The 20,163-nt window shown below is 51.5% G+C and carries 24 protein-coding genes; 5 read left to right on the plus strand and 19 right to left on the minus strand.

What is annotated here, in order from left to right:
* Positions 1 to 270 precede the first annotated feature (270 nt).
* Both EDD53_RS09310 and mscL read right to left on the minus strand, forming a co-directional pair.
* Positions 271 to 729 (minus strand): Lrp/AsnC family transcriptional regulator, encoded by a 459-nt coding sequence (locus EDD53_RS09310; protein ID WP_123792988.1) that lies wholly within the window; start codon positions 727 to 729, stop codon positions 271 to 273.
* Positions 730 to 919: 190 nt separating this feature from the next.
* A complete protein-coding gene (gene mscL, locus EDD53_RS09315; protein WP_123792989.1) occupies positions 920 to 1,348 on the minus strand; it encodes a large conductance mechanosensitive channel protein MscL in 429 nt (142 codons plus the stop codon).
* Between the two features lie 139 nt (positions 1,349 to 1,487).
* Between mscL and EDD53_RS09320 the strand changes: the two genes are divergently transcribed.
* Positions 1,488 to 2,189 carry a glutathione S-transferase N-terminal domain-containing protein gene (locus tag EDD53_RS09320; protein WP_123792990.1) on the plus strand — a complete coding sequence of 234 codons (702 nt, stop codon included), beginning with the start codon at positions 1,488 to 1,490 and terminating at the stop codon, positions 2,187 to 2,189.
* A gap of 69 nt (positions 2,190 to 2,258) precedes the next feature.
* Here EDD53_RS09320 and EDD53_RS09325 read toward each other — a convergent pair whose 3' ends face one another.
* The 10 genes from EDD53_RS09325 to pyk all read right to left on the minus strand — a co-directional run bounded on the left by EDD53_RS09325 (position 2,259) and on the right by pyk (position 10,111).
* On the minus strand, positions 2,259 to 2,849 hold the full coding sequence (locus EDD53_RS09325; RefSeq protein WP_123792991.1) for a hemerythrin domain-containing protein: 591 nt from the start codon (positions 2,847 to 2,849) through the stop codon (positions 2,259 to 2,261).
* A 75-nt stretch (positions 2,850 to 2,924) separates the two neighbouring features.
* The gene (gene pheT, locus EDD53_RS09330) at positions 2,925 to 5,318 is read right to left on the minus strand and encodes a phenylalanine--tRNA ligase subunit beta (RefSeq protein ID WP_123792992.1); all 2,394 of its coding nucleotides are present in this window, start codon (positions 5,316 to 5,318) and stop codon (positions 2,925 to 2,927) included.
* Positions 5,315 to 5,611 carry a YrhK family protein gene (locus EDD53_RS09335; RefSeq protein WP_123792993.1) on the minus strand — a complete coding sequence of 99 codons (297 nt, stop codon included), beginning with the start codon at positions 5,609 to 5,611 and terminating at the stop codon, positions 5,315 to 5,317. Before EDD53_RS09335 ends, pheT begins: the two co-directional genes overlap by 4 nt.
* Before the next feature lie 15 nt (positions 5,612 to 5,626).
* A complete protein-coding gene (locus tag EDD53_RS09340; RefSeq protein WP_123792994.1) occupies positions 5,627 to 6,058 on the minus strand; it encodes an ASCH domain-containing protein in 432 nt (143 codons plus the stop codon).
* 49 nt (positions 6,059 to 6,107) lie between these two features.
* Positions 6,108 to 6,500 (minus strand): DUF2513 domain-containing protein, encoded by a 393-nt coding sequence (locus EDD53_RS09345; RefSeq protein ID WP_123792995.1) that lies wholly within the window; start codon positions 6,498 to 6,500, stop codon positions 6,108 to 6,110.
* Positions 6,497 to 7,567 (minus strand): phenylalanine--tRNA ligase subunit alpha, encoded by a 1,071-nt coding sequence (pheS, locus tag EDD53_RS09350; protein ID WP_123792996.1) that lies wholly within the window; start codon positions 7,565 to 7,567, stop codon positions 6,497 to 6,499. The genes EDD53_RS09345 and pheS overlap by 4 nt, the downstream gene beginning before the upstream one ends.
* A gap of 124 nt (positions 7,568 to 7,691) precedes the next feature.
* Positions 7,692 to 8,054 (minus strand): 50S ribosomal protein L20, encoded by a 363-nt coding sequence (gene rplT / locus EDD53_RS09355; protein ID WP_123792997.1) that lies wholly within the window; start codon positions 8,052 to 8,054, stop codon positions 7,692 to 7,694.
* A gap of 15 nt (positions 8,055 to 8,069) precedes the next feature.
* Positions 8,070 to 8,270, minus strand: coding sequence for a 50S ribosomal protein L35 (rpmI, locus tag EDD53_RS09360; RefSeq protein WP_123792998.1), 201 nt, complete (start codon positions 8,268 to 8,270; stop codon positions 8,070 to 8,072).
* A 138-nt stretch (positions 8,271 to 8,408) separates the two neighbouring features.
* Positions 8,409 to 8,630, minus strand: a complete 222-nt coding sequence (locus tag EDD53_RS09365; protein WP_123792999.1) for a hypothetical protein — start codon at positions 8,628 to 8,630, stop codon at positions 8,409 to 8,411.
* A 35-nt stretch (positions 8,631 to 8,665) separates the two neighbouring features.
* Complete coding sequence (gene pyk / locus EDD53_RS09370) at positions 8,666 to 10,111, minus strand: pyruvate kinase (protein WP_123793000.1); 1,446 nt, start codon at positions 10,109 to 10,111, stop codon at positions 8,666 to 8,668.
* A 136-nt stretch (positions 10,112 to 10,247) separates the two neighbouring features.
* On the opposite strand from pyk, the gene EDD53_RS09375 reads away from it, so the two are divergent.
* The 3 genes from EDD53_RS09375 to EDD53_RS09385 all read left to right on the plus strand — a co-directional run bounded on the left by EDD53_RS09375 (position 10,248) and on the right by EDD53_RS09385 (position 12,738).
* The gene (locus tag EDD53_RS09375; RefSeq protein WP_123793001.1) at positions 10,248 to 11,021 is read left to right on the plus strand and encodes an N-formylglutamate amidohydrolase; all 774 of its coding nucleotides are present in this window, start codon (positions 10,248 to 10,250) and stop codon (positions 11,019 to 11,021) included.
* 24 nt (positions 11,022 to 11,045) lie between these two features.
* Positions 11,046 to 11,363, plus strand: coding sequence for a DUF1244 domain-containing protein (locus EDD53_RS09380; RefSeq protein ID WP_123793002.1), 318 nt, complete (start codon positions 11,046 to 11,048; stop codon positions 11,361 to 11,363).
* Between the two features lie 442 nt (positions 11,364 to 11,805).
* Positions 11,806 to 12,738: a calcium-binding protein gene (locus EDD53_RS09385; protein WP_123793003.1), complete on the plus strand. Its 933-nt coding sequence runs from the start codon at positions 11,806 to 11,808 to the stop codon at positions 12,736 to 12,738.
* A 157-nt stretch (positions 12,739 to 12,895) separates the two neighbouring features.
* On the opposite strand, the gene EDD53_RS09390 is transcribed toward EDD53_RS09385, so the two are convergent.
* The 4 genes from EDD53_RS09390 to EDD53_RS15080 all read right to left on the minus strand — a co-directional run bounded on the left by EDD53_RS09390 (position 12,896) and on the right by EDD53_RS15080 (position 16,312).
* Positions 12,896 to 13,756, minus strand: coding sequence for a D-amino-acid transaminase (locus EDD53_RS09390; protein WP_123793004.1), 861 nt, complete (start codon positions 13,754 to 13,756; stop codon positions 12,896 to 12,898).
* Positions 13,757 to 13,777: 21 nt separating this feature from the next.
* Positions 13,778 to 14,743, minus strand: coding sequence for an N-acetyl-D-Glu racemase DgcA (gene dgcA / locus EDD53_RS09395; protein ID WP_123793005.1), 966 nt, complete (start codon positions 14,741 to 14,743; stop codon positions 13,778 to 13,780).
* 34 nt (positions 14,744 to 14,777) lie between these two features.
* Positions 14,778 to 15,797 carry an N-acetyltransferase DgcN gene (gene dgcN / locus EDD53_RS09400; protein WP_123793006.1) on the minus strand — a complete coding sequence of 340 codons (1,020 nt, stop codon included), beginning with the start codon at positions 15,795 to 15,797 and terminating at the stop codon, positions 14,778 to 14,780.
* 341 nt (positions 15,798 to 16,138) lie between these two features.
* Positions 16,139 to 16,312 carry a GyrI-like domain-containing protein gene (locus EDD53_RS15080; RefSeq protein WP_342772306.1) on the minus strand — a complete coding sequence of 58 codons (174 nt, stop codon included), beginning with the start codon at positions 16,310 to 16,312 and terminating at the stop codon, positions 16,139 to 16,141.
* Positions 16,313 to 16,655: 343 nt separating this feature from the next.
* Between EDD53_RS15080 and EDD53_RS09405 the strand changes: the two genes are divergently transcribed.
* A complete protein-coding gene (locus EDD53_RS09405) occupies positions 16,656 to 17,618 on the plus strand; it encodes an acetyl-CoA carboxylase carboxyltransferase subunit alpha (RefSeq protein WP_123793007.1) in 963 nt (320 codons plus the stop codon).
* A gap of 87 nt (positions 17,619 to 17,705) precedes the next feature.
* Here EDD53_RS09405 and EDD53_RS09410 read toward each other — a convergent pair whose 3' ends face one another.
* From EDD53_RS09410 to EDD53_RS09420, 3 genes are read right to left on the minus strand one after another with little or no spacing between them, the layout of a single operon-like run.
* Positions 17,706 to 18,443: a lysophospholipid acyltransferase family protein gene (locus EDD53_RS09410; protein WP_123793008.1), complete on the minus strand. Its 738-nt coding sequence runs from the start codon at positions 18,441 to 18,443 to the stop codon at positions 17,706 to 17,708.
* Positions 18,443 to 19,339: a cell division protein FtsX gene (locus EDD53_RS09415; protein WP_123793009.1), complete on the minus strand. Its 897-nt coding sequence runs from the start codon at positions 19,337 to 19,339 to the stop codon at positions 18,443 to 18,445. The genes EDD53_RS09410 and EDD53_RS09415 overlap by 1 nt, the downstream gene beginning before the upstream one ends.
* Positions 19,339 to 20,010, minus strand: coding sequence for a cell division ATP-binding protein FtsE (locus EDD53_RS09420; RefSeq protein WP_123793010.1), 672 nt, complete (start codon positions 20,008 to 20,010; stop codon positions 19,339 to 19,341). The genes EDD53_RS09415 and EDD53_RS09420 overlap by 1 nt, the downstream gene beginning before the upstream one ends.
* Between the last annotated feature and the right edge of the window lie 153 nt (positions 20,011 to 20,163).

Consider the following 20,163-nt stretch of genomic DNA (forward strand, 5'->3'; position numbering starts at 1 on the left):
CAAACCAACAATCAATCTCTCGCTGCCGGTAGAGGGGGTTCTAAGCCCAACACCCAATACCCGCAACCCCTTTTTTAACAGTTTCATGAAAAAATCAAAATAAATTCATAAACTGTTCAAAACATGGGGAAATGCTTGGATTTTAAGCGCCGAGAAAGTGGGTATTGGGCGCAAATCAAGGATGGGATAGAACCCGTTGATGATTTGCACGCGCAATCTGCGCCGATTCACCCGACTCGCAGGAGAAAAAGACGCGCATCACAAGCACAGTCAGACAGGCAAACAAGTTGTTTTAAAAACCGTTCGCATCGCAAAAGAGGATTGCATCTTCACAACGCCAGGCAAACGCACGAGGGATCGGTGAATTTCAGCGAAGTGATCCGTATCAGCTGCGACCACTTTTAGCATATAGTCCGCCGCCCCTGCCATCAGGTGACATTCCAATACATCAGGGACAGTCTGCACCGCTTTTTCAAAGGCAGCCAAAACATCATCGGCTTGCGACGTCAAAGTGACCTCAACAAAAAGAGTAGAGCGCCGATCAACATGGGTCGGGCTGAGCAGGGCAACATAATCGCGAATGATCCCGTCAGCTTCCAAACGCTGCACGCGGCGGTGGCAAGCAGAGCTGGAGACATTCGCAGCAACAGCCAAATCAGCGTTAGAGATGCGGCCCTTCTTTTGCAGGATGCGCAAAATACGGCGGTCTGTCTCGTCAATCTGTGGCATTTGATGAATTCATCCTGCTTTTGTCATTAGATAAGCAAATTCATCCCACGGAAATTATATCAAAGCAAGTGCGACGGAAGTCGATCGTGCGCACGTTATATATCTATCCCCAAAGTGATGGTCCCTCGGGATCACGAAAAAGGCCCGCGTACTGGCGTACACGGGCCTTTCTTTGATCAACAGTTTGATCTTATTTCTTCAAGGAATCACGGATTTCCAAAAGAACGTCCAATTCGCTTGGACCTGCTGGCGCTTCTGCAACTTCTTCAACTGGCTTTTCTGTCGCTGCTTTCACTTTATTGACGTAACGCACGAGCATGAAGACAACGAATGCGATGATCAGGAAGTTAATGACCGCCATGATGAATGAGCCATATGCGAAAATCGCAGCGCCGCTTTCGCGCGCATCAGCTAAAGATGTGCCCGCAGCGATGTCGCCAGACAAAACAACATATTTGTTCGCAAAGTCGATACCGCCCATGAACAGGCCGATGATTGGATTGATCAGATCGTCGACCAAGGATTTAACGATCGCTGTAAACGCTGCACCGATGATGATACCAACTGCCATGTCCATGACATTGCCTTTGGCGATAAAATCTTTGAATTCTTTAAGCATAGTGTCCCTCATGTTTCTACGGCGCGTCATTTTGCGCGCTTGCTCTCATTGGATATCATAAATTTGCACAAGGATAAGAGGTTAATTTTTCGCGAAAAGTCCCCATATTGAAACCAAGTAGCATTCAAAAGGAAAGTACATGTCATCTATCACAACACACCCAATCAATTCTCGCTGGGCCGCCCAAGACCCTAGCAAATTGCAACTGTATTCCTTTCCCACGCCAAACGGCGTTAAGGTGTCGATCGCTTTGGAGGAAATGGGCGTCCCTTATGAAGCGCATTTTGTTGGGCTGACAGACGCAGATGTAAAAAGCCCTGAGTTCTTGGCGTTGAACCCGAACAACAAGATTCCAGCCATCATTGATCCTAATGGGCCAGACGGCACCCAGATTGAGCTATTCGAATCTGGCGCGATCCTGATTTACCTCGCAGAGAAAACTGGCAAGTTTCTGTCGAAAGACCCCGCAAAGCGTTACGAAACTTTGAAATGGGTGATGTTCCAAATGGGCGGACTTGGTCCAATGTTTGGGCAGCTTGGGTTCTTTTACAAATTCGCAGGTGCGAAGATGGAAGACCCGACAGCACGCGACCGCTACATCGGTGAGGCCAAACGGTTATTGGCAGTCGTAGACAAACAACTCGAGGGCAAAGACTGGATTGTGGGCGAATATTCCATCGCTGACATGATGATCGCACCTTGGCTGAACGCTTTGGAATTCTACGGTGCAAAAGAGGTCGTTGGCTATCACGATCTAAAAAATGTACCGGCCTATGTGGACCGCTTTTATGCGCGCCCAGCGGTAGAAAAAGCCAAAAACATCCCGCCAATTCCCGACTGAGCGTAATACAGCAGGCTGTATAGCAGGGGGTGCGCGCCCCCTGCCCTTAATGCAGCCAACGTGAAGTGATCATAGCGCCATAAATAGCCCTAAGGCTTCTTCCAACTCGGTTTCTTCATATTTGAAATGCGACCTAACCACAGCCTCAAGCTGTTCAAATATAAGGCGCGCTGTCTCAAAACGGGTGGTTGACGGGTTGTCCACCAAATCGACCGCAGCCTCATACAGCCGCTCGATCAGTGCATGCACCACTTGATGTTCCGTGCGCAGCTTGGCCACCACAGCGGACAACGCGGCAACACCTTGTTGTTCAAGGCGGGGAAACATCTCTTGTTCTTCGAGGTTATGGTGCATGTTCAAAACCATACATTCACGCCCACATAGATTGCCGAAGCGTTGATAGTTCTGGGTCATTGACATCTTTGGGATAGCTTGGGCAAGTTCTGCGGCCCCTGCCCCCGTTTGTTCGATTTGAAGCAAAAGCGCTTTTGCCGTCACGATATCGCGCAAATGCATGCGATGAATTGCGGCCAAACGTTTGCCAGATTGACGTGCCTGATCATCGTTTGACAAAACGGGGGCTTTGGGGCGCGCGCCTTCATCCAGTGCAGTCATGGCGGCATCAACAGTCTGCCAAAGGTCAATCTTGGTCTGCGTCATATTTTATCCCGTCAAAACGTAAAAAAGGCGCAGCCTGAGCCGCGCCTTTTCAATCTAATCACATCAAACGTGGGATCAACCGCGCAGCACCGCTTTGGTCGCTTTTTCCACTTTGGCGATGATCTTGGCTGAAACTTCTTCGATGTCTTTGTCTTTCAGCGTTTCTTTCGCAGGCTGCAAACGCACCGTGATCGCGAGGGATTTTTTATCCTCGCCCAAGCTGCCACCGATAAATTCATCAAAGACACGCACATCTTCGATCAGGTTTTTATCAGCACCAAAGGCGGCATTCACAACAGCCAAGGCCGCCACGTCTTTATCGACAACGAATGCGAAATCACGCTCGACCGCTTGCAGGTCATTGGTGAAAAACGCAGGGCGCGCGGCTTTGCCGCCGCGAGGGAATGGTGGTTGCTCCAAGAACACTGTGAAAGCCACAGCCGGACCTTTGACGCCCATTTCTTTCAACGTTTTTGGGTGAATTTCGCCAAATTGCGCCATGATCTTTTTCGGCCCTAGACCGATCTTGCCAGAGCGCCCAGGGTGGAACCAGTTCGGCGTATCGCGCAAAATTTGCACCTTTGCAGGCGCACCGATGGACGACAGCACAGCCTCAGCATCGGCTTTTGCATCAAACACATCCACGTCCCGACGCGCGCCGTGCACGTCTTTTGGGCCAGTCGCGCCCACAAGCAGGCCTGCGATTTGCACGTGCTGCTCGCCTGGCTCGCCACCGTGGAAAGCTGCGCCGACTTCGAACAAAGCCAAATCACTGAAACCGCGCGCTTGGTTGCGTGATGCAGCTTGCAACAGACCGACCAAAAGATCGGGGCGCATGTGGCTCATTTCAGATGAAATCGGGTTTTCCAATTTCACAGCATCGCTGCCGCCATCAAACAATTTCGCGGATGCCTCGTCGACGAAAGAATAGGTCACGCATTCGTTGTAACCCAAAGCTGCCGCCGTGTGGCGCGCCATGCTTTCGCGCACCTGCATGGGCGTTTGGATTTGCTTGGCGATACCAACTGGGCGGGCCAACGGTTTTGGCTCAAGCTGTGTCAGGGATTCAACACGCGCGACCTCTTCGACCAAATCAGCAGAGCCCAAAACGTCAGGGCGCCAGCTTGGCACATGGGCCATGTCGCCATCGATCACAAAGCCGAGCGCTTCCAAAGTGGCGATCTGTTTTTCTGGCAGAATTTCCATCCCCACAAGGCTTTGCACGCGATCTGTGTCGAGCTTGTAAGCGCGAGACACGTCAGGCACTTGGCCTGCGACAGTCACCTCAGACGCTTCGCCACCACACAGATCAAGGATCATTTGTGTTGCATCTTCAATGGCTTGCATGTTGTAGGCCGGATCGATGCCGCGCTCGTTGCGGTACCGCGCATCAGAATTGATTTTCAGCGCACGGCCACCTTTGGCAATCGCGATGGTGTCCCAAACGGCGGCTTCTAAAAACACATCCGTGGTCTCGTCGGTGCAGCCCGTTTCCAAACCGCCCATGATGCCCGCGATGCTTTCGACTTTGCCGCCCGATGAAATCACCGTCACGCCCTCAGGGATCGTGTAGGTTTTTTCGTCCAAGGCCACCAATTCTTCGCCACCTTTTGAGGTGTGAATGGTCAAGCCGCCCTCAACTTTGCCCGCATCGAACACGTGCAAAGGACGGTTTTGATCGTAGGTGAAAAAGTTGGTCACATCGACCAATTTGGAAATTGGGCGCAGACCAATAGCTTTCAGACGGTCTTGCAGCCATGCAGGTGATGGTCCGTTTTTGACGCCTTTGATCAAACGGCCAGAAAAAACTTTGCAGCTGTCCTGCGCGCTCGCCTCAATGGTCACGGAAATCGGATTGGCAAAGCTGCCTGCAATTTTGGCCTCTTTCAAAGGCTTCAACGTGCCCAAGCCACGTGCAGCCAAATCGCGTGCGACGCCGCGCACGCCCAAAGCATCTGGGCGGTTTGGCGTAATCGCGATTTCGATCACGGGATCGATTTTAGACGGATTAGTTTCGGCCAAGTAATCCGCAAAAGATTGACCGACTTCGCCACTTGGCAATTCGATAATACCGTTGTGCTCGTCCGACAATTCAAGCTCTTTTTCGGACGCCATCATGCCAAAGGACTCAACGCCACGGATTTTACCGACAGAAATGGTGATATCCAAACCCGGAATATATGTGCCAGGCTTGGCCAAAACCACAGTGATGCCTTCCCGTGCATTCGGCGCGCCACACACGATCTGGGTTTCGCCCGCCCCCGCTTGCACTTTACACACGCGCAATTTGTCGGCGTCTGGGTGCTGCTCTGCATGGGTGATCTTGGCGATTTCGAAATCGGCAAAAACCTTGGCAGGATCTTCGACACCTTCAACTTCAAGACCAAGGTCCGTCAAAGCGTAGAGGATTTCGTCCAAAGTCGCGTCCGTTTCCAAGTGCTCTTTGAGCCATGAGACTGTAAATTTCATTGGGTGTCCTTTTCATCGCGGGCGGGCTGATCAGCGGCACCAAGCCGTCCAAGACGCAGCAATTTAAGTTCGCGCACAAAGCGCAGTGTTGGTTTAACAGCAAATAAAAACGAGCCGATCACAAAAAGCCACGTGCCTGCATATTGCAATTCATCGGAAAAGAAAAAGAACGATCCGACGATAAAACACAGCGCCGCCCCGAGATCGACCAGCGTATGGGCCAATTCGTAGAGCGCATAAACGCGACGACTGTCGTCGTCCATTTCGTGGAATTTTGTATCAAACAGTTTCATATAATGTCAGGGCGCCTAGCGGACGCCCAAATCCTCGACCAGTTCAAAAGTTTCAAAAACCAAAAGCGTGTCTCGGTCGAGCTTGCCTTGTGTGCCGAATTTCTTGGTCATGCGCTTGCGCCACGCTTCGATGTCTTGGTCTTCGCCTTCTTTGAGGGCCATCGCGGGCGTCACATTGCGGAATTTCACTTTTTCCACTTCCAATGTGCGCACGATCAAGGCGGGGTTGTTGTCCCAATCGGCAATGATATCGACACGGCCTGCGACGGGCAGCGCGCCTTCGTCACCTTCGAATTCGGACCACGGCATAGAGGTCGCGGCTTTCTTGCCCTGTGCCACCAATTCATTGAGCTGCGCACAACGCGTGCGATTGTTCGCAAGCTGAAACATCCCCGCACCGGGATAGGTGACCTGAAGGTCTTCCATTGAGTCGTTTTGGTCAGTCATTTTGATAACTCATCCTGAAGATATCCGTTTGCTATAAGAGGCATAGAGCTTAGTTGGCAGCTGCAACCTCGAAGACTTCTTTTGCAAACATTGAAAAATATGAAATCGCTGACTTAACAGTCAAAGAAATCCCTTGTGCTTTCGCTTCTTCTTGCATTTTGGCCCACAACGTTTCCGATCTTACCGCATCCAAAAACTCATATCCGTCCCAAGTGATTTCCCACACCACTTGATCAGAATGTTCACACAACGATTTTCGAATCAACTTACCTTGCTCAAGCAAATCAAGATGGAAAAGATCTTCTTTCGAGAGTTCCGATTGAAGTTCTTTTTCTCGCATGTCGTGATCGGCGTATGCCCATGCTCCGATATCGAAATATCGGTCACCTGATTTCTCAGCCTCTAGAAGTAACGTTCGGACGATTCCTAAATCACGCTTCACCCGTTAATCCCCCCAGCCAGCGTTGGCACGCTGAGCGGGTTAAAGCCGTAGTGTTTCAGCCAGCGCAGGTCGGAATCGAAGAAGGCACGCAGATCGGGGATGCCGTATTTCAGCATGGCCAAACGATCGATACCGATGCCAAAGGCAAAGCCTTGCCATTCATCAGGGTCGATGCCGCCCGCTTTCAACACATTCGGGTGCACCATGCCAGAGCCCAAAACTTCGAGCCAATCGTCGCCCTCGCCCACTTTCACGGTGCCGTTGTCCCATTTGCACTGGATATCCACTTCGGCGGAGGGTTCAGTGAATGGGAAATGCGAGGCGCGGAAACGGGTTTTGACTTCTGTGCCAAAGAAGGCGGTGAAGAATTCTTCGAGCACCCATTTAAGGTTCGCCATAGACACGTCTTTGCCGATGCACAGGCCTTCGACTTGGTGGAACATCGGTGTGTGGGTTTGGTCGTAATCACAGCGGTACACGCGGCCTGGTGCGATGATGCTGATCGGCGCACCTTGGTCAAGCAAAGTACGGATTTGCACGGGTGATGTATGCGTGCGCAAAACATGCGGCGGGCGATCATCGCCTTCATCGCGGTGCATATAGAACGTGTCGTGTTCTTGGCGCGCGGGGTGATGTGGCGGGATGTTGAGCGCATCGAAATTGTGCCAATCGTCTTCGACCTGCGGACCTTCGGCCACGGCAAACCCAAGATCGGCAAAAATCGCATAGATTTCCTCAGAAACGCGGCTGATAGGATGAATAGAGCCTTGGCGCGCAGGGCGTGAGGGCAATGTCACATCCAGCCATTCTTCAGACAGGCGTTTGTCCAAAGCGGCGTCTTCCAAAGCGACTTTTTTCGCAGCCAAAGCGGCATTAATTTCGTCTTTCAACGCGTTCAACTTCGGGCCTGCCACTTGGCGTTCCTCGGGCGTCATCTTGCCAAGCTCGCGCATTTTCAAAGACACTTCGCCCTTTTTGCCCACGGCTTTCAGACGGATGTCTTCGAGTGTCGCCTCGTCCCCTGCCTCGTTGATGGCAGTAAGGTATTTGTTTTTCAGATCATCCATGTCGGCACCCTAAAAGTTTTGTCCCCGCTTGGTAACACGGCGGGCCTAAAAGACAAGAAGCCGCGAGCCCCTATTCAGGGTCCGCGGCTTCTAAATGAGTTATCAATCCCCGAAAGGAAATGATTTACGCGAGCGCGGCCTTCGCCTTTTCGACGATGGCTGTAAACGCTTCTGGTTCATGTACGGCAAGATCTGCAAGGACTTTACGGTCCACTTCGACACCAGCCAATGACAGACCGTTGATGAACTTTGAGTATGTCAAAGCTTCATCATGCGCACGTACCGCAGCGTTGATACGCTGGATCCACAAAGCGCGGAAGTTGCGCTTGCGGTTTTTACGGTCGCGGGTTGCGTATTGGTTTGCTTTGTCAACAGCCTGCGTAGCTGTACGGAACAAGCGTGAACGCGCGCCGTAGTAGCCTTTTGCAGCTTTGATGACTTTTTTGTGACGAGCGTGAGTGACTGTACCACCTTTAACACGGGACATATTCTGAGCCTCCTATTAGCGGTTGTACGGCATGTACGACTTAACGATTTTCGCATCAGGTGCGGAAAGCGTTGTCGTGCCACGTGCGTTACGTAGAAATTTGTTTGAACGTTTGATCATGCCGTGGCGTTTGCCAGCTTGACCAGCTTTTACAAGGCCACTTGCAGTCATTTTAAAGCGCTTTTTTGCGCCTGACTTTGTCTTCATCTTAGGCATTTCCATCTCCTTTTTCGAGTGTTCGGATGGTTAAACGCGCGACTCGGCATGCCAGATCGCCGGACGCGCACCATGAGGCTGAGCAATTACTGCGGTCAGCCATGCTTGGCAAGTGAAAAGAGTGATTAATGTGCGGATTTAAAAATAACGTCCAATAACACGGGTCAAAGCGTGGGGAATATCGCTAAATTCATATCCACCGGGGTGTTGCGTGATGGCCCAAAAGACCATGCCTCCCCCAAGTAAAACCATGACAGCGCCAGTGCGGGGCGGACGGCTTTCAGAGAAAGCGCTAAACAAAGCAGGCACTGATAACACCAGTATTACTGCCCCGATCACCAGAAAAAGATCTGCGTCCATATTTCACCCCTAACTCTATCTATACCATAGAGCCATTATTCTGGGTCTGTGTTAAAAATCAAGCGTTCGTCACAAGGCGCAACACGCAAGATGTTTGTTGTACCAGGCTGGTTGAAGGGCACACCCGCTGTCACAACGATATTATCTGCCTCAGTGGCAAAGCCAAATGTCCGCGCAGCACGTGCAGCATTGACCACAGCCATTTTAAACCGATCCACTTCGCCTGTGACCATGCAATGCATGCCCCAGTACAAACAAAGTTTGCGTGCAGTTTTCGACAAAGATGTCATCGCGATGATCGGAACATGTGGACGTTCGCGCGCTGTCAAAGCCGCTGTTGTCCCACTTTCAGAGTAACAAACGATGGTTTTGATATCAGTCGTTTCAGCGATCTCACGCGCAGCTGATACGATCGCATCAGCCGTGGTTTCTTTTTTACCAGCGCGAGATGCATCCATAACCTCTCGGTAAACAGGATCGCTTTCGACTTCCATGGCCACGTTGTTCATGGTGCTCACAGCTTCGATCGGGAAATCCCCTGCTGCGGATTCAGCAGACAACATGATCGCATCTGCGCCCTCATAAATCGCAGTCGCGACATCAGAGACCTCAGCACGTGTGGGCATGGGGCTTTCGATCATCGATTCAAGCATCTGCGTGGCAACGATGACAGGCTTTGCAGCCGCACGACATTTGCGGATCAGTTGCTTTTGGATCGGAGGCACAGCATGGACAGGCAGTTCAACACCCAAATCGCCACGGGCAACCATGATGCCATCTGACACTTTCAAAATAGCGTCAAAATCTTTCACAGCAGATGGTTTTTCGATTTTGGACAAAACAAACGCACGCCCTGCTGCCAATTCTCTGGCTTGGATCACGTCTTCTGGGCGTTGAACGAATGACAAAGCCAGCCAATCAACACCAAGATCACAAACGAATTCGAGATCTTTCAAATCTTTTTCTGATAAGGCGGCCAAAGGTAGCACAACGTCAGGTACATTTACACCTTTGCGGTTTGAAATCGTACCACCGACAGTAACAACGCAATTGGCATAATCTTTGCCGCAGTCTTCCACTTGCAAACGGATTTTTCCGTCATTGACCAAAAGGTTGGATCCAACCTCAAGGGCTGCAAAGATTTCGGGGTGTGGCAGCTGCACGCGATTGATATCGCCATCCGCGTCATCCAGATCCAAGCGGAACTTAGCGCCCACTTCCAGATCATAAGACTCTTCGGCGAATTTACCGACACGCAGTTTTGGCCCCTGAAGGTCAGCCAAAATAGCAATTGGGCGCCCCAAGTCTTTCTCGACTTTGCGGATCATCGCGTGGCGTTCGCGAATTTCACCATGTTCACCATGGCTCATATTCAAGCGAAACACATTCGCGCCGGCTTCTGTGAGCGCGCGGATCATTTCATAGGTGTTCGAAGCTGGGCCCAATGTGGCCACGATCTTTACATTGCGAAGGCGTCTCATAGTTGCCTTACATCCTTTCGGTCATTTCAATTCGCGGTGGGCCGTCCCCTCTATGGCGCAATCTGCGCCAAGGCACAACTGGCCCTTTGCCTTCAAAGGTCTTATTAGGGTCATGACAGCAGAAGATGACGGTTAAATGAACGATTTTTCACCATTTCAGCAGATCAATTTAGATTTTGAGGGCCGCTGGTTGATCACATGTGACCACGCCACGAACCACATTCCCGCGGAATTTGAACCAAATCTTGGCCTACCCCAGTCGGAAATTGACCGGCATATCGCCTATGATATCGGCGCAAAGCGCGTCACCATCGAACTGGCGCGCCTTTTGCAAAGCCCTGCGATTTATACACAGTTTTCGCGTCTTGTGATCGACCCGAATCGCGGAGAGCGCGATCCGACATTGGTGCGCAAACTCTACGATGGCACGATTATCCCCGCAAATCGCTATGCCGATCATGCCGAAATCACACGACGCTTGAACACATACCACCGCCCTTATCATGACGCCTATCGCAGCCTTGCCGCGCGCAGGCCTGACACGGTGATTTGCGCAGTACACAGCTTTACACCGCAACTTACGGCACGCGCACGGCGGCCTTGGCAAATCGGGATTCTCTCTGCGGCAGACAAACGCCTCACTGCACCTTTAATTGATGCGATGCGCAATTCAGACGCCTTAAAGAGTGCTGCGGCTGAACTGGGTGAACCGCTTTGCATCGGTGACAATGAACCCTATGTTGGGCAGTTTCCTGGAGATGCGATTGCCACACATACTGTGGCGCAAAATCGGCCCAATGTGCTGATTGAATTGCGATCTGATTTGATTGAAACACCACAAACGCAACTTTATTGGGCCAATTTAATCGCCCCTATTCTCACAGATACACTCGCGAAAACAGGGCTTTGACAGCCCCGACCTAAGGATACCATCATGGATGACCAAACCAGACTCGAACTTGAAGCCGCCGCATTTCGCAGTTTACGCGATCATTTGATGACCAAGCGTACGGATGTGCAAAACATCGACATGATGAACTTGGCGGGCTTTTGCCGCAACTGCTTGTCGCGGTGGTATCAAGAAGCTGCCAATGAGCGTGGTATCGAAATGTCAAAAGACGAAGCGCGTGAAACATTTTACGGAATGCCCATGTCGGAATGGAAAGCGCAATATCAGACAGAAGCCTCTGATGATAAGAAATCCGCATTCGATGCCGCATTTGCCGCCAATGTCGACAGCGATAAGGCCTAAGCTTTCCGCCCGTGCTGCGCCCTGACGATTTTAGGATTTGATTCGGCGCGACACATCTTAGCTGCTGTCTTTATTTCTGCGATATGATGCAAAATGGACCAAACGCCACGCTTGATTGGAAACAGTATGGCGCATCGCGCAGCATAGTTCCCAAAGCCTTCATACATCTAAAAAAGCCTTTGTTCAAAACATAGCGTCTGTTACTGATTTTCTTAGCTTTAATATGGGTCGCCACAGTCAAATGCCCCAATATGGGCTGCGAATAACAGCTGCATATCAGCAAATTTCTGTGATGCCGTTGGTGAATGAGACCGCGTTTTTTTTAAAATCAAAAGGATGTTTTCAGCATCGCTTACAAAATCGCTGACAAAAAATTTAGATCGATCCTGTGTCGCTTGACCAGACGGCACAGCACATAGTTTGAGATTTCGGAGATACCGATATGTTACTTTTAAGCCTACTCACGTCACTCTTTGGATTGTCCTTTGCAATCGACACTTGGGGCAGTGATGATTCGTCAGACGAAAACGCTGATGACAACGACAGCAATGTTGACGATGACGCAGCACAAGATGACGTGGAAGATGCGGAGGAAGAAGACCCCATAGAAGTCAGCCCCGTTGGCACAGATGGGGATGACGAATTTTTGGGCACCCCCGCCGATGACCTGTTTGAAGGCATGTTGGGGGATGACACTATTTCGGGTCAAGCAGGCAACGACCACTTGGGGGGCGGTGCAGGCAATGACACCGTGGTAGGAAACGGCGGTGACGACACACTCTACGGCAATGCGGGCGATGATGTGGTTGAGGGCGGCTACGGCGATGACCGCATTTTCCTTGGTGACGGTGATGATACGACGGGCATTACGACGGGCGAAACGAATGACTCGCAAACTGACTATCTAGAACAAGGCGACGACTTTATCCGCGGTGGTGCGGGGAATGACGTTATATTTGATGTATTGGGATCAAACACGATCTACGGCGACGAGGGGCAGGACACAATCCTCACCTTTGACTATAACGAAAACACCCCTGACACAGTGAACGGCGGCTATGGCGCGGATTCGATTTTGGTCGATGATGGCGATACTGTAACTGGCGGTGCGGGCGCTGATATTATCGGCGTTTTGCGCCAAGGGCTTGAGGATGAAAACGTGGTCACGATCACAGATTTCAATCCAGAAGAAGATCAGCTTGTACTGGCATGGGATGGCCCCGCGCAAGATGAAACCCTCTTGGAGTACGCGGATGTAGGTGGTGGCGTTATGATTGGCTACAACGGGATCAACATGGCATTTTTACAAAATGTCACCGCAGATCAAATGGCCGATGTCGAAATAGAGTTCTTCTATACTGCAGCGATCATTTAAGCGGCACGGTTAAGCAGCACGGGCGCCCACCACTATGGTTTGAGGCGACAATTTGCACATCGCACACATACACAAAAAGGCCCGCAGTTGAGCGGGCCTTTATCGTAATCATGTCGAAATCGGCGCAGTGCCACAGCTTGTGAAGCACCGACGATTGTTAAATCGCGGCTTTTATCATTTCTTCGGTGTAGATTTCGCGCAAGCGTTTCGAAATATCACCAGGCACACCTGTGCCGATTTGCGCGCCATCAATTTCGATCACAGGCTGCGCAAACCCAGTCGCTGAAGTCACAAAAGCTTCATCCGCATTTTGCGCTTCTTCGATTGTGAAGAGGCGTTCTTCGACTTTCATCTGTGCCTCAATAGCAAAGCGCAAAATCGCAGCGCGGGTGATGCCGTGCAAAATGTCAGTGCTCAATTCGCGGGTGATGATCACACCATCTTTAACGATATAGGCGTTGTTTGCAGTGCCTTCGGTGACATAGCCATCTTCAACCAACCACGCATCTTGGCAGCCTTGCTTTTTGGCCTGCATCTTCGCGAAAGACGGGTACAGCAACTGGGTTGTCTTGATGTCACGACGGCCCCAACGTTCATCAGCGATGGACATCACTTTGATCCCAGCATCCATGATCGCGCTGTCGATCAAAGGTTTTTCAAATGTAAACAACACGATGCCGCTTGGCACTTCAGCGGGATCAGGCCATGCGAAATCACGCGCATCGGGCGCGCCGCGTGTCACTTGCAGATAGATACCGCCTTCCTCAAGGTTGTTCTTTGCAATCAGATCACGATGGATTTGCAGCAACTCGTCCATTGTCACAGGAGAGGCCATTTCAAGTTCAGACAGTGACCGTTGCAGACGTTCAATATGGCCATCAAATGCCAAAAGCTTGCCACCGACCACAGAGGTCACTTCATAGACAGCATCGGCCATCAGGAAACCACGATCAAACACCGAGACTTTTGCCTCTGCTGCTGGAACAAATTCTCCGTTGACGTAAACGATTTGGCTCATGCTGGTCTCCTTAAAATGGCCTTAGCCCCAAAGTTTTGACGCAGAGGGATGCACCCCATCGGCATCAAATTTTAATGCGTTGTCACGGTCTTCGGCCAGAAGAAGCGGCCCGTCAAGGTCTGTTATGCGCGCGCCCTGCGCAACAAGCACCGCTGGCGCCATCGCCAAAGAGGTTCCAACCATGCAGCCCACCATAATTCCAAACCCCTGCGCCTGTGCCGCAGCGCGCAATTCTAAGGCCTCGGTCAAGCCGCCCGTCTTGTCCAGCTTGATATTAATCATGTCATACTTGCCTTTGAGATCGCCCAAGCTGGCGCGATCATGACAAGATTCATCCGCACAGACAGGCAAAGGCCGCGCAATTTCGCCCAGCATCTCATCTTGGCCTGCGGGCATGGGTTGCTCCACCAGATCAACGCCCAAGCGCAGCAAATGTGGGGCAAGATCGGCATAGACTTCGGCGCTCCACCCTTCGTTTGCGTCCACAATGATCCGCGACTTGGGCGCACCGCGCCGCACCGCTTCAAGGCGCGCCATGTCATCTGGCGTGCCCAGTTTGATCTTAAGCAACGGCCTGTGCGCATGCTTCGCCGCGGCCGCTTGCATCGCCTCAGGCGTGCCCAAAGACAAGGTATAGGCGGTGATACAAGGCATAGGTCTGGCCATACCCAGCAGTTGCCACACAGGTTTTCCCGCTTGTTTGGCTTCCAAATCCCATAGCGCGCAATCCACTGCATTGCGTGCGGCCCCTGGTTCAAGGGCATCTTGCAGTGCCACGCGATCAATATCCGCAGGCAATGCTTCGATTTGGGCAGCTACGCTTTCCAAACTTTCGCCGTAGCGCGCATAGGGTACGCATTCGCCCCAACCCGACAGTCCGCCATGCGATGCTTTGACAGTAATCACCCGCGCTTCAGTGCGCGATCCGCGTGAAATTACAAAGGCTTCAGCAAGGCGAAACGCCTCGGCGGTCACGGTAAGGGTCATCATATATCCTTGATGTTAGGGGCGAATTTTAGGGCTATGTTGAAACGGTCTCGTCCATTTTGACCAATGCGTCAACCAAGCGATCCGCGCCTTGGCGGAATGGATCAACCGCAGGCAGACCCATTTCCGCTTCGACTTTCGCGAGGTAGCTTAGCGCATCTGCTTCTGACAAATGTTGCGTGTTCACTGAAATACCCACGACTTCACAAGCAGGATTTGCAACACGCGCCAAAGGCAAAGCTGTATCGCGTAGGCTTTGCAATGAGGGCAGGTCATACTCAGGCAGGCCGCGCATGTGGGTGCGGGTCGGTTCGTGGCACAAGATCAAAGCATCGGGCTGACCGCCATGGATCAAAGCCATGGTGACGCCAGAATAGGACACATGGAACAAGCTGCCCTGCCCTTCGATCAGATCCCAATGATCTGCGTCATTGTCGGGGGAAATATATTCAACGGCCCCTGCCATGAAATCGGCCACGACCGCATCAAGCGGCACGCCGCCCCCAGTGATCAAAATACCCGTCTGCCCTGTGGCGCGGAAGGTCGATTTCAAACCGCGCGCGCGCATTGAGGCATCCATCGCCAAAGCCGTGTACATTTTGCCGACAGAACAATCCGTGCCCACGGCCAAACACCGCTTGCCTGTGCGCTTCACTCCGTTGGCAATCGGGTAATCCACAGAAGGCACGCGCACATCATGCAAACTGCGCCCACAAGCAGCCGCGACGGCGACCAGATCATCTTCTTGGTTCAGCAAATTGTGCAGGCCAGAGGCAAGGTCAAACCCCTCTTCCAAAGCCTGCACCAAGACCTTTTTCCACGCTTTAGAAATCACACCACCGCGGTTTGCCACGCCAATCACCAGCGTCTTCGCCCCTGCGGCCTTTGCTTCTGCCAAAGTCATGTCAGCGAGCCCCATGTCAGCCTTGCAGCCCTCCATGCGGAATTGACCAATCGCGAACTCTGGGCGCCAATCTTTGATACCCTGCGCAACTTTGGCAGCAAGGGCATCGGGCGCGTCGCCGAGGAACAAAAGATATGGTGTTTGGATCATGGCAGCTCTCCTATGCATTTAGGACAGCATGCCAGACATAGCCCGCAAGGTGCTTTCAATCTGCGGCGAAATTCATCAATATTAGGGATAATCTACGTAATAAGCGCATCAAAATGATATATAATCCCACTTATTCAGAGTAATCGCGAATCCAAAGCGTAGTATCGGGAACGAAAAGATCAAATGAGTACCGATTTCTGTCATGAAACTGACAAGTTATCGTTGCGTCACAGAAATTGATCAGTACCTTATGCTTACTCCGTTCGGGGGGGAGGAACCTGAATGTTGAGGTCAACGCCTCGAGGTGTAAATCTCGAGGCGTTTGTCATTCTAAGTCCTTGTTATTGCAAGGGCGCGCAGTTCAGAGTGATCAAATCTTCTAATGCTGTATCCTGCGGTGTACCCAGATAAACCTCAAAGGGCGGCGAATCACGTGGCACTTCGCCAAACGCGGGCAGCCATTCACCAAACAAACAGACATAGACCTGTGCAAACCCTGCGGAATGCCCTTGCAAGCAAGTACGGCAAATTTTCCGCCCGCGATGCCCATGGATTGCGAGGGGCGCGCGATCTCACGCACGGGCATTTGAGACTTCACACTGCGGCAGATCCCCTAAACAACCGAACCTGGCAGGCAAAACTATCGGCGGTTCAGCGAGCGACAAATCACCCGCAGGATTGGCATAGACTTGGTCCAAGACCCGTAATATTTGCCCCCCATCAGGGGTCGTCAACCTTACGGTCTCTTCCTTATTGCAAGACGAATCTTGTTTAAAGCCAAGTCACGAATCTTGCTCAGTTGCGTCCACTTAAAAAAATCGCCATATACAGTCTAAGAGTATCGTATCGGAGTGTAATATGACCCATTATCTGGAATTCGAAAAGCCGCTTGCGGAAATCGAAGGCAAGGCTGAAGAGCTGCGAGCAATGGCGCGCGCCAATGAAGATATGGATGTTGAAAAAGAAGCCCTCGCTTTAGACGCAAAAGCGGAAGCGATGCTGGTCGACATGTATAAAACCTTGACACCTTGGCGCAAATGTCAGGTGGCACGTCACCCCGATCGCCCCCATTGCGCAGAATATATCGAAGCCTTGTTCACCGAATACACGCCGCTTGCAGGGGATCGCAATTTTGCCGATGACCATGCGATCATGGGCGGCTTGGCACGTTTCAACGACCAGCCTGTGATGGTGATTGGTCATGAAAAAGGCAATGACACCAAATCGCGCATCGAACGTAATTTCGGCATGGCCCGCCCAGAAGGCTACCGAAAAGCCGTTCGCTTGATGGAATTGGCTGACAAATTTGGTATCCCTGTGATTGCGCTTGTGGACACGCCCGGCGCATACCCCGGAAAAGGCGCAGAAGAACGCGGCCAATCCGAAGCCATCGCGCGCTCGACCCAAAAATGTTTGCAACTGTCTGTACCTTTGATTGCTGTGATCATCGGCGAAGGCGGATCTGGCGGTGCGGTTGCCTTTGCTGCGGCCAACAAAGTGGCGATGCTGGAACATTCTATCTATTCCGTGATCACACCTGAAGGCTGTGCCTCAATTTTGTGGAAGGACGCAGGCAAAATGCGCGAAGCCGCAGAAGCGATGCGCCTGACTGCGCAAGAGCTCAAAGAGCTGGCCGTCATTGATCACATTATTGCTGAACCTCTTGGTGGCGCACAACGTGATCGTGAGGCTACGATCGCTTCGGTTGGAAAGGCTATTGCAGACCTGCTTGCACCTTTATCAAATCAAACCCCAGAAAACTTGGTGAAATCGCGACGCAAGAAATTCTTGGACATCGGTTCAAAAGGGTTGGCGGCTTAAATCAGCCCTAAAACAACGACAAAGACCACTTTATGAATATAAAAATGGCCGCAATTTGCGGCCATTTTTATGCGCTTTTCACAGAACTTATTCCGCAGGCAGCTTAAACCCAGCTTCGCTCATCAAGTCATTTGAAGCAGTTTCTACCACATCTTCAATATGCACCATAAAGTCTTTCAGCGACAAGCCAGGTTCAATGATGGGCAGGAATTCTACCACGGCTGTGCCGCGACCACGGTAAATACCTTGGCGTTTCCAAAACACACCTACATTGGTCGCTGCTGGCACCACGGGTTGTTTGACCTGTGTGTATAACACGCCAGTTCCAACTTTATATTCGCGCTTCGCCCCTGCGGCCACGCGCGTGCCTTGAGGGAAAATAATCAACTGGCCGGGGCGTTTGTTGCCTGCTTTCACATCTGCCACCATTTTCTTGATGGCCTGCCCGCCTTTGCCTCGATCCACGCCAATACAGCCCACACGTTCCGCGTAAAAGCTGACGATTGGCATTTTTTCCAGTGATTTTTTCATGATAAACTTAGGGCGCGGCAAGGCCGACACGATCAGAATGATATCAAAAAAGCTTTGGTGTTTTGACGCGACGATCACTTCGCCTTCAGGCACTTCGCCGCGAATTTCAGATTTCAATCCGCAGATTATATGGGCAGAAACACGCACCCATTTGCACCAAATATGGATCGCATCAAATGCATATTTGCGATTTATGATCGCCAATGGCGTATAGATCAACCCAAACACGGCCATTGCCACATACATTTGGATTATAAAGATCAGGGATAAAACCCATTGGATTGGATATAGCATTACATCAGCCTTTTTAAGGTTCGGTTGGCCGCAAAGCGTGTGGCAAAAAATGAAACGGCTGCTGCGAAAGGCGGAATAACGAAAGGCCAAAGCCATTCAAACCCTTGAAATCCAAGCCCAGTCAAAAATCCGCCGCTGGCCTGCGTATTTGGCAAAAGCGCCACAGAAATCAAGCCCATAACCGTGCCAATCAAAGCGCCACTCAGGCCACGTAGAGTAAACTGACGAATGAATGCAGAAGCAATATAGCTATCTTTCGCCCCAACAAGGCGCAGCACGCGGATCACTTGCCCATTGGCAGCGAGCGCCGCATTGGCAGCCAAGGTGATCATAGCGGCCGTAACGCCAGTGATCAAAATCAAACAAATAACGCCAAGAAAACGCAACCGATTTGCAGCAACGACCAAAGGTTTACGCCAACGTGTGTGGTCATCCAGAACGGCGCCGGGGGCCTCCCCTGCAAGGCGCAAACGCAACCCTTCGGCGTCATAACCGTCTGAGGTCTCGATCACTTCGATCAAAACAGGCAAGGGCAATGTATCAATCGGCAATGAAGGTCCAAACCATGGCTCTAGCAAAGCGCGTTCTTCTTCGCTGTCCAAAGCGCGCGCGGATTGTACACCCGGCGTCGTGGCAAGCACATCAAGAGCGGCTTGCGTTTGCGCTGCAACCTGATCGCTGGGGGCCGAAATCCGTACTGTGGATGACCGTGCCAGTTCTCCGCCCCAGCGCTCAGCCAAACGGCCTGTTGCCAGTGAAAGCGTCAGAGCAAATACTGCTAAAAAGGCCATCGCGCCAGCCGTTAAGATCGTCAATCTGGCGGTAAAACCTGACGGCGGTACAATGCGATCGTGGATTGTTGTATCCGTCTTAAGAAAGGGCAAACTGAGTGCCATTATAAATCCACCCCTGCTTGCTGAATGCGTCGATTGGCAATCCGCAGAACACGGGTTTGCACTTGGGATTTGGCCTGACGGATCAGATGCATATCATGCGTGGCGATGATCACGGTTTTGCCCATACGGTTCAGTTCAATCAACAATTGCAACAAACGCAAAGACATATCCCAATCGACGTTGCCAGTGGGTTCATCAGCAATCACCACATCTGGGGACATGATAACAGCGCGCGCCAAAGCAGCGCGTTGACGTTCGCCGCCTGATAATTCTGCTGGCAAGGCGTCGGCGCGCTCTGACAATCCAACCCATGCCATCAGTTCGGTCAAGTTCGCCACATCCATCGGTTTGCCAGCCACCGACAATGGCATGGCTATATTTTCAGCAACACTTAAATGATCTAAAAATTTGCAGTCTTGATGCACCACACCCGTTTTGCGTCGTAATTCTGCAACTTGGTCTCGTGTGATATCGCGTGTTGCTTGGCCAAACAGATGAATTTGTCCTGCCGTGGGTTCTAATTCACGGTAACACAGCTTCAAAAATGTGGTTTTTCCCGCTCCGGATGGGCCCGTTAAGAAGTGAAACGACCCTGGGTTGAGCGATAGCGAAATTTCCGTCAAAAGATCACGTCCGCCATATCCGTAGGCTACATTATTAAACTCAATCACAGGTATCCCCTAAACCTTCGGTCGCGACAGTTTTGCCTCACAGGCGCGCGCTATTCAATCCAACTGTTGCAAAAACATGGACAATCCTGCCTGCCTCGTTAAGAATCTAGAAAAACGAACAAGATAAACCACTCATAACATGTGGTAGGGGAA

The sequence above is a fragment of the Pacificibacter maritimus genome, from assembly GCF_003814915.1.
GTDB classification, from domain to species: domain Bacteria; phylum Pseudomonadota; class Alphaproteobacteria; order Rhodobacterales; family Rhodobacteraceae; genus Celeribacter; species Celeribacter maritimus.

What these genes read in the sequence shown, in the direction of transcription:
- EDD53_RS09310 (WP_123792988.1), bottom strand. Translation starts at nt 729, where the DNA reads ATGCCACAGATTGACGAGACAGACCGCCGTATTTTGCGCATCCTGCAA.
- EDD53_RS09340 (WP_123792994.1), bottom strand. Translation starts at nt 6,058, where the DNA reads ATGACTGACCAAAACGACTCAATGGAAGACCTTCAGGTCACCTATCCC.
- mscL (WP_123792989.1), bottom strand. Translation starts at nt 1,348, where the DNA reads ATGCTTAAAGAATTCAAAGATTTTATCGCCAAAGGCAATGTCATGGAC.
- pheT (WP_123792992.1), bottom strand. Translation starts at nt 5,318, where the DNA reads ATGAAATTTACAGTCTCATGGCTCAAAGAGCACTTGGAAACGGACGCG.
- EDD53_RS09410 (WP_123793008.1), bottom strand. Translation starts at nt 18,443, where the DNA reads ATGCTATATCCAATCCAATGGGTTTTATCCCTGATCTTTATAATCCAA.
- EDD53_RS09405 (WP_123793007.1), top strand. Translation starts at nt 16,656, where the DNA reads ATGACCCATTATCTGGAATTCGAAAAGCCGCTTGCGGAAATCGAAGGC.
- rpmI (WP_123792998.1), bottom strand. Translation starts at nt 8,270, where the DNA reads ATGCCTAAGATGAAGACAAAGTCAGGCGCAAAAAAGCGCTTTAAAATG.
- dgcA (WP_123793005.1), bottom strand. Translation starts at nt 14,743, where the DNA reads ATGACCCTTACCGTGACCGCCGAGGCGTTTCGCCTTGCTGAAGCCTTT.
- EDD53_RS09365 (WP_123792999.1), bottom strand. Translation starts at nt 8,630, where the DNA reads ATGGACGCAGATCTTTTTCTGGTGATCGGGGCAGTAATACTGGTGTTA.
- rplT (WP_123792997.1), bottom strand. Translation starts at nt 8,054, where the DNA reads ATGTCCCGTGTTAAAGGTGGTACAGTCACTCACGCTCGTCACAAAAAA.
- EDD53_RS09335 (WP_123792993.1), bottom strand. Translation starts at nt 5,611, where the DNA reads ATGAAACTGTTTGATACAAAATTCCACGAAATGGACGACGACAGTCGT.
- EDD53_RS09320 (WP_123792990.1), top strand. Translation starts at nt 1,488, where the DNA reads ATGTCATCTATCACAACACACCCAATCAATTCTCGCTGGGCCGCCCAA.
- pheS (WP_123792996.1), bottom strand. Translation starts at nt 7,567, where the DNA reads ATGGATGATCTGAAAAACAAATACCTTACTGCCATCAACGAGGCAGGG.
- EDD53_RS09380 (WP_123793002.1), top strand. Translation starts at nt 11,046, where the DNA reads ATGGATGACCAAACCAGACTCGAACTTGAAGCCGCCGCATTTCGCAGT.
- dgcN (WP_123793006.1), bottom strand. Translation starts at nt 15,797, where the DNA reads ATGATCCAAACACCATATCTTTTGTTCCTCGGCGACGCGCCCGATGCC.
- EDD53_RS09325 (WP_123792991.1), bottom strand. Translation starts at nt 2,849, where the DNA reads ATGACGCAGACCAAGATTGACCTTTGGCAGACTGTTGATGCCGCCATG.
- EDD53_RS09385 (WP_123793003.1), top strand. Translation starts at nt 11,806, where the DNA reads ATGTTACTTTTAAGCCTACTCACGTCACTCTTTGGATTGTCCTTTGCA.
- EDD53_RS09415 (WP_123793009.1), bottom strand. Translation starts at nt 19,339, where the DNA reads ATGGCACTCAGTTTGCCCTTTCTTAAGACGGATACAACAATCCACGAT.
- pyk (WP_123793000.1), bottom strand. Translation starts at nt 10,111, where the DNA reads ATGAGACGCCTTCGCAATGTAAAGATCGTGGCCACATTGGGCCCAGCT.
- EDD53_RS09375 (WP_123793001.1), top strand. Translation starts at nt 10,248, where the DNA reads ATGAACGATTTTTCACCATTTCAGCAGATCAATTTAGATTTTGAGGGC.
- EDD53_RS09390 (WP_123793004.1), bottom strand. Translation starts at nt 13,756, where the DNA reads ATGAGCCAAATCGTTTACGTCAACGGAGAATTTGTTCCAGCAGCAGAG.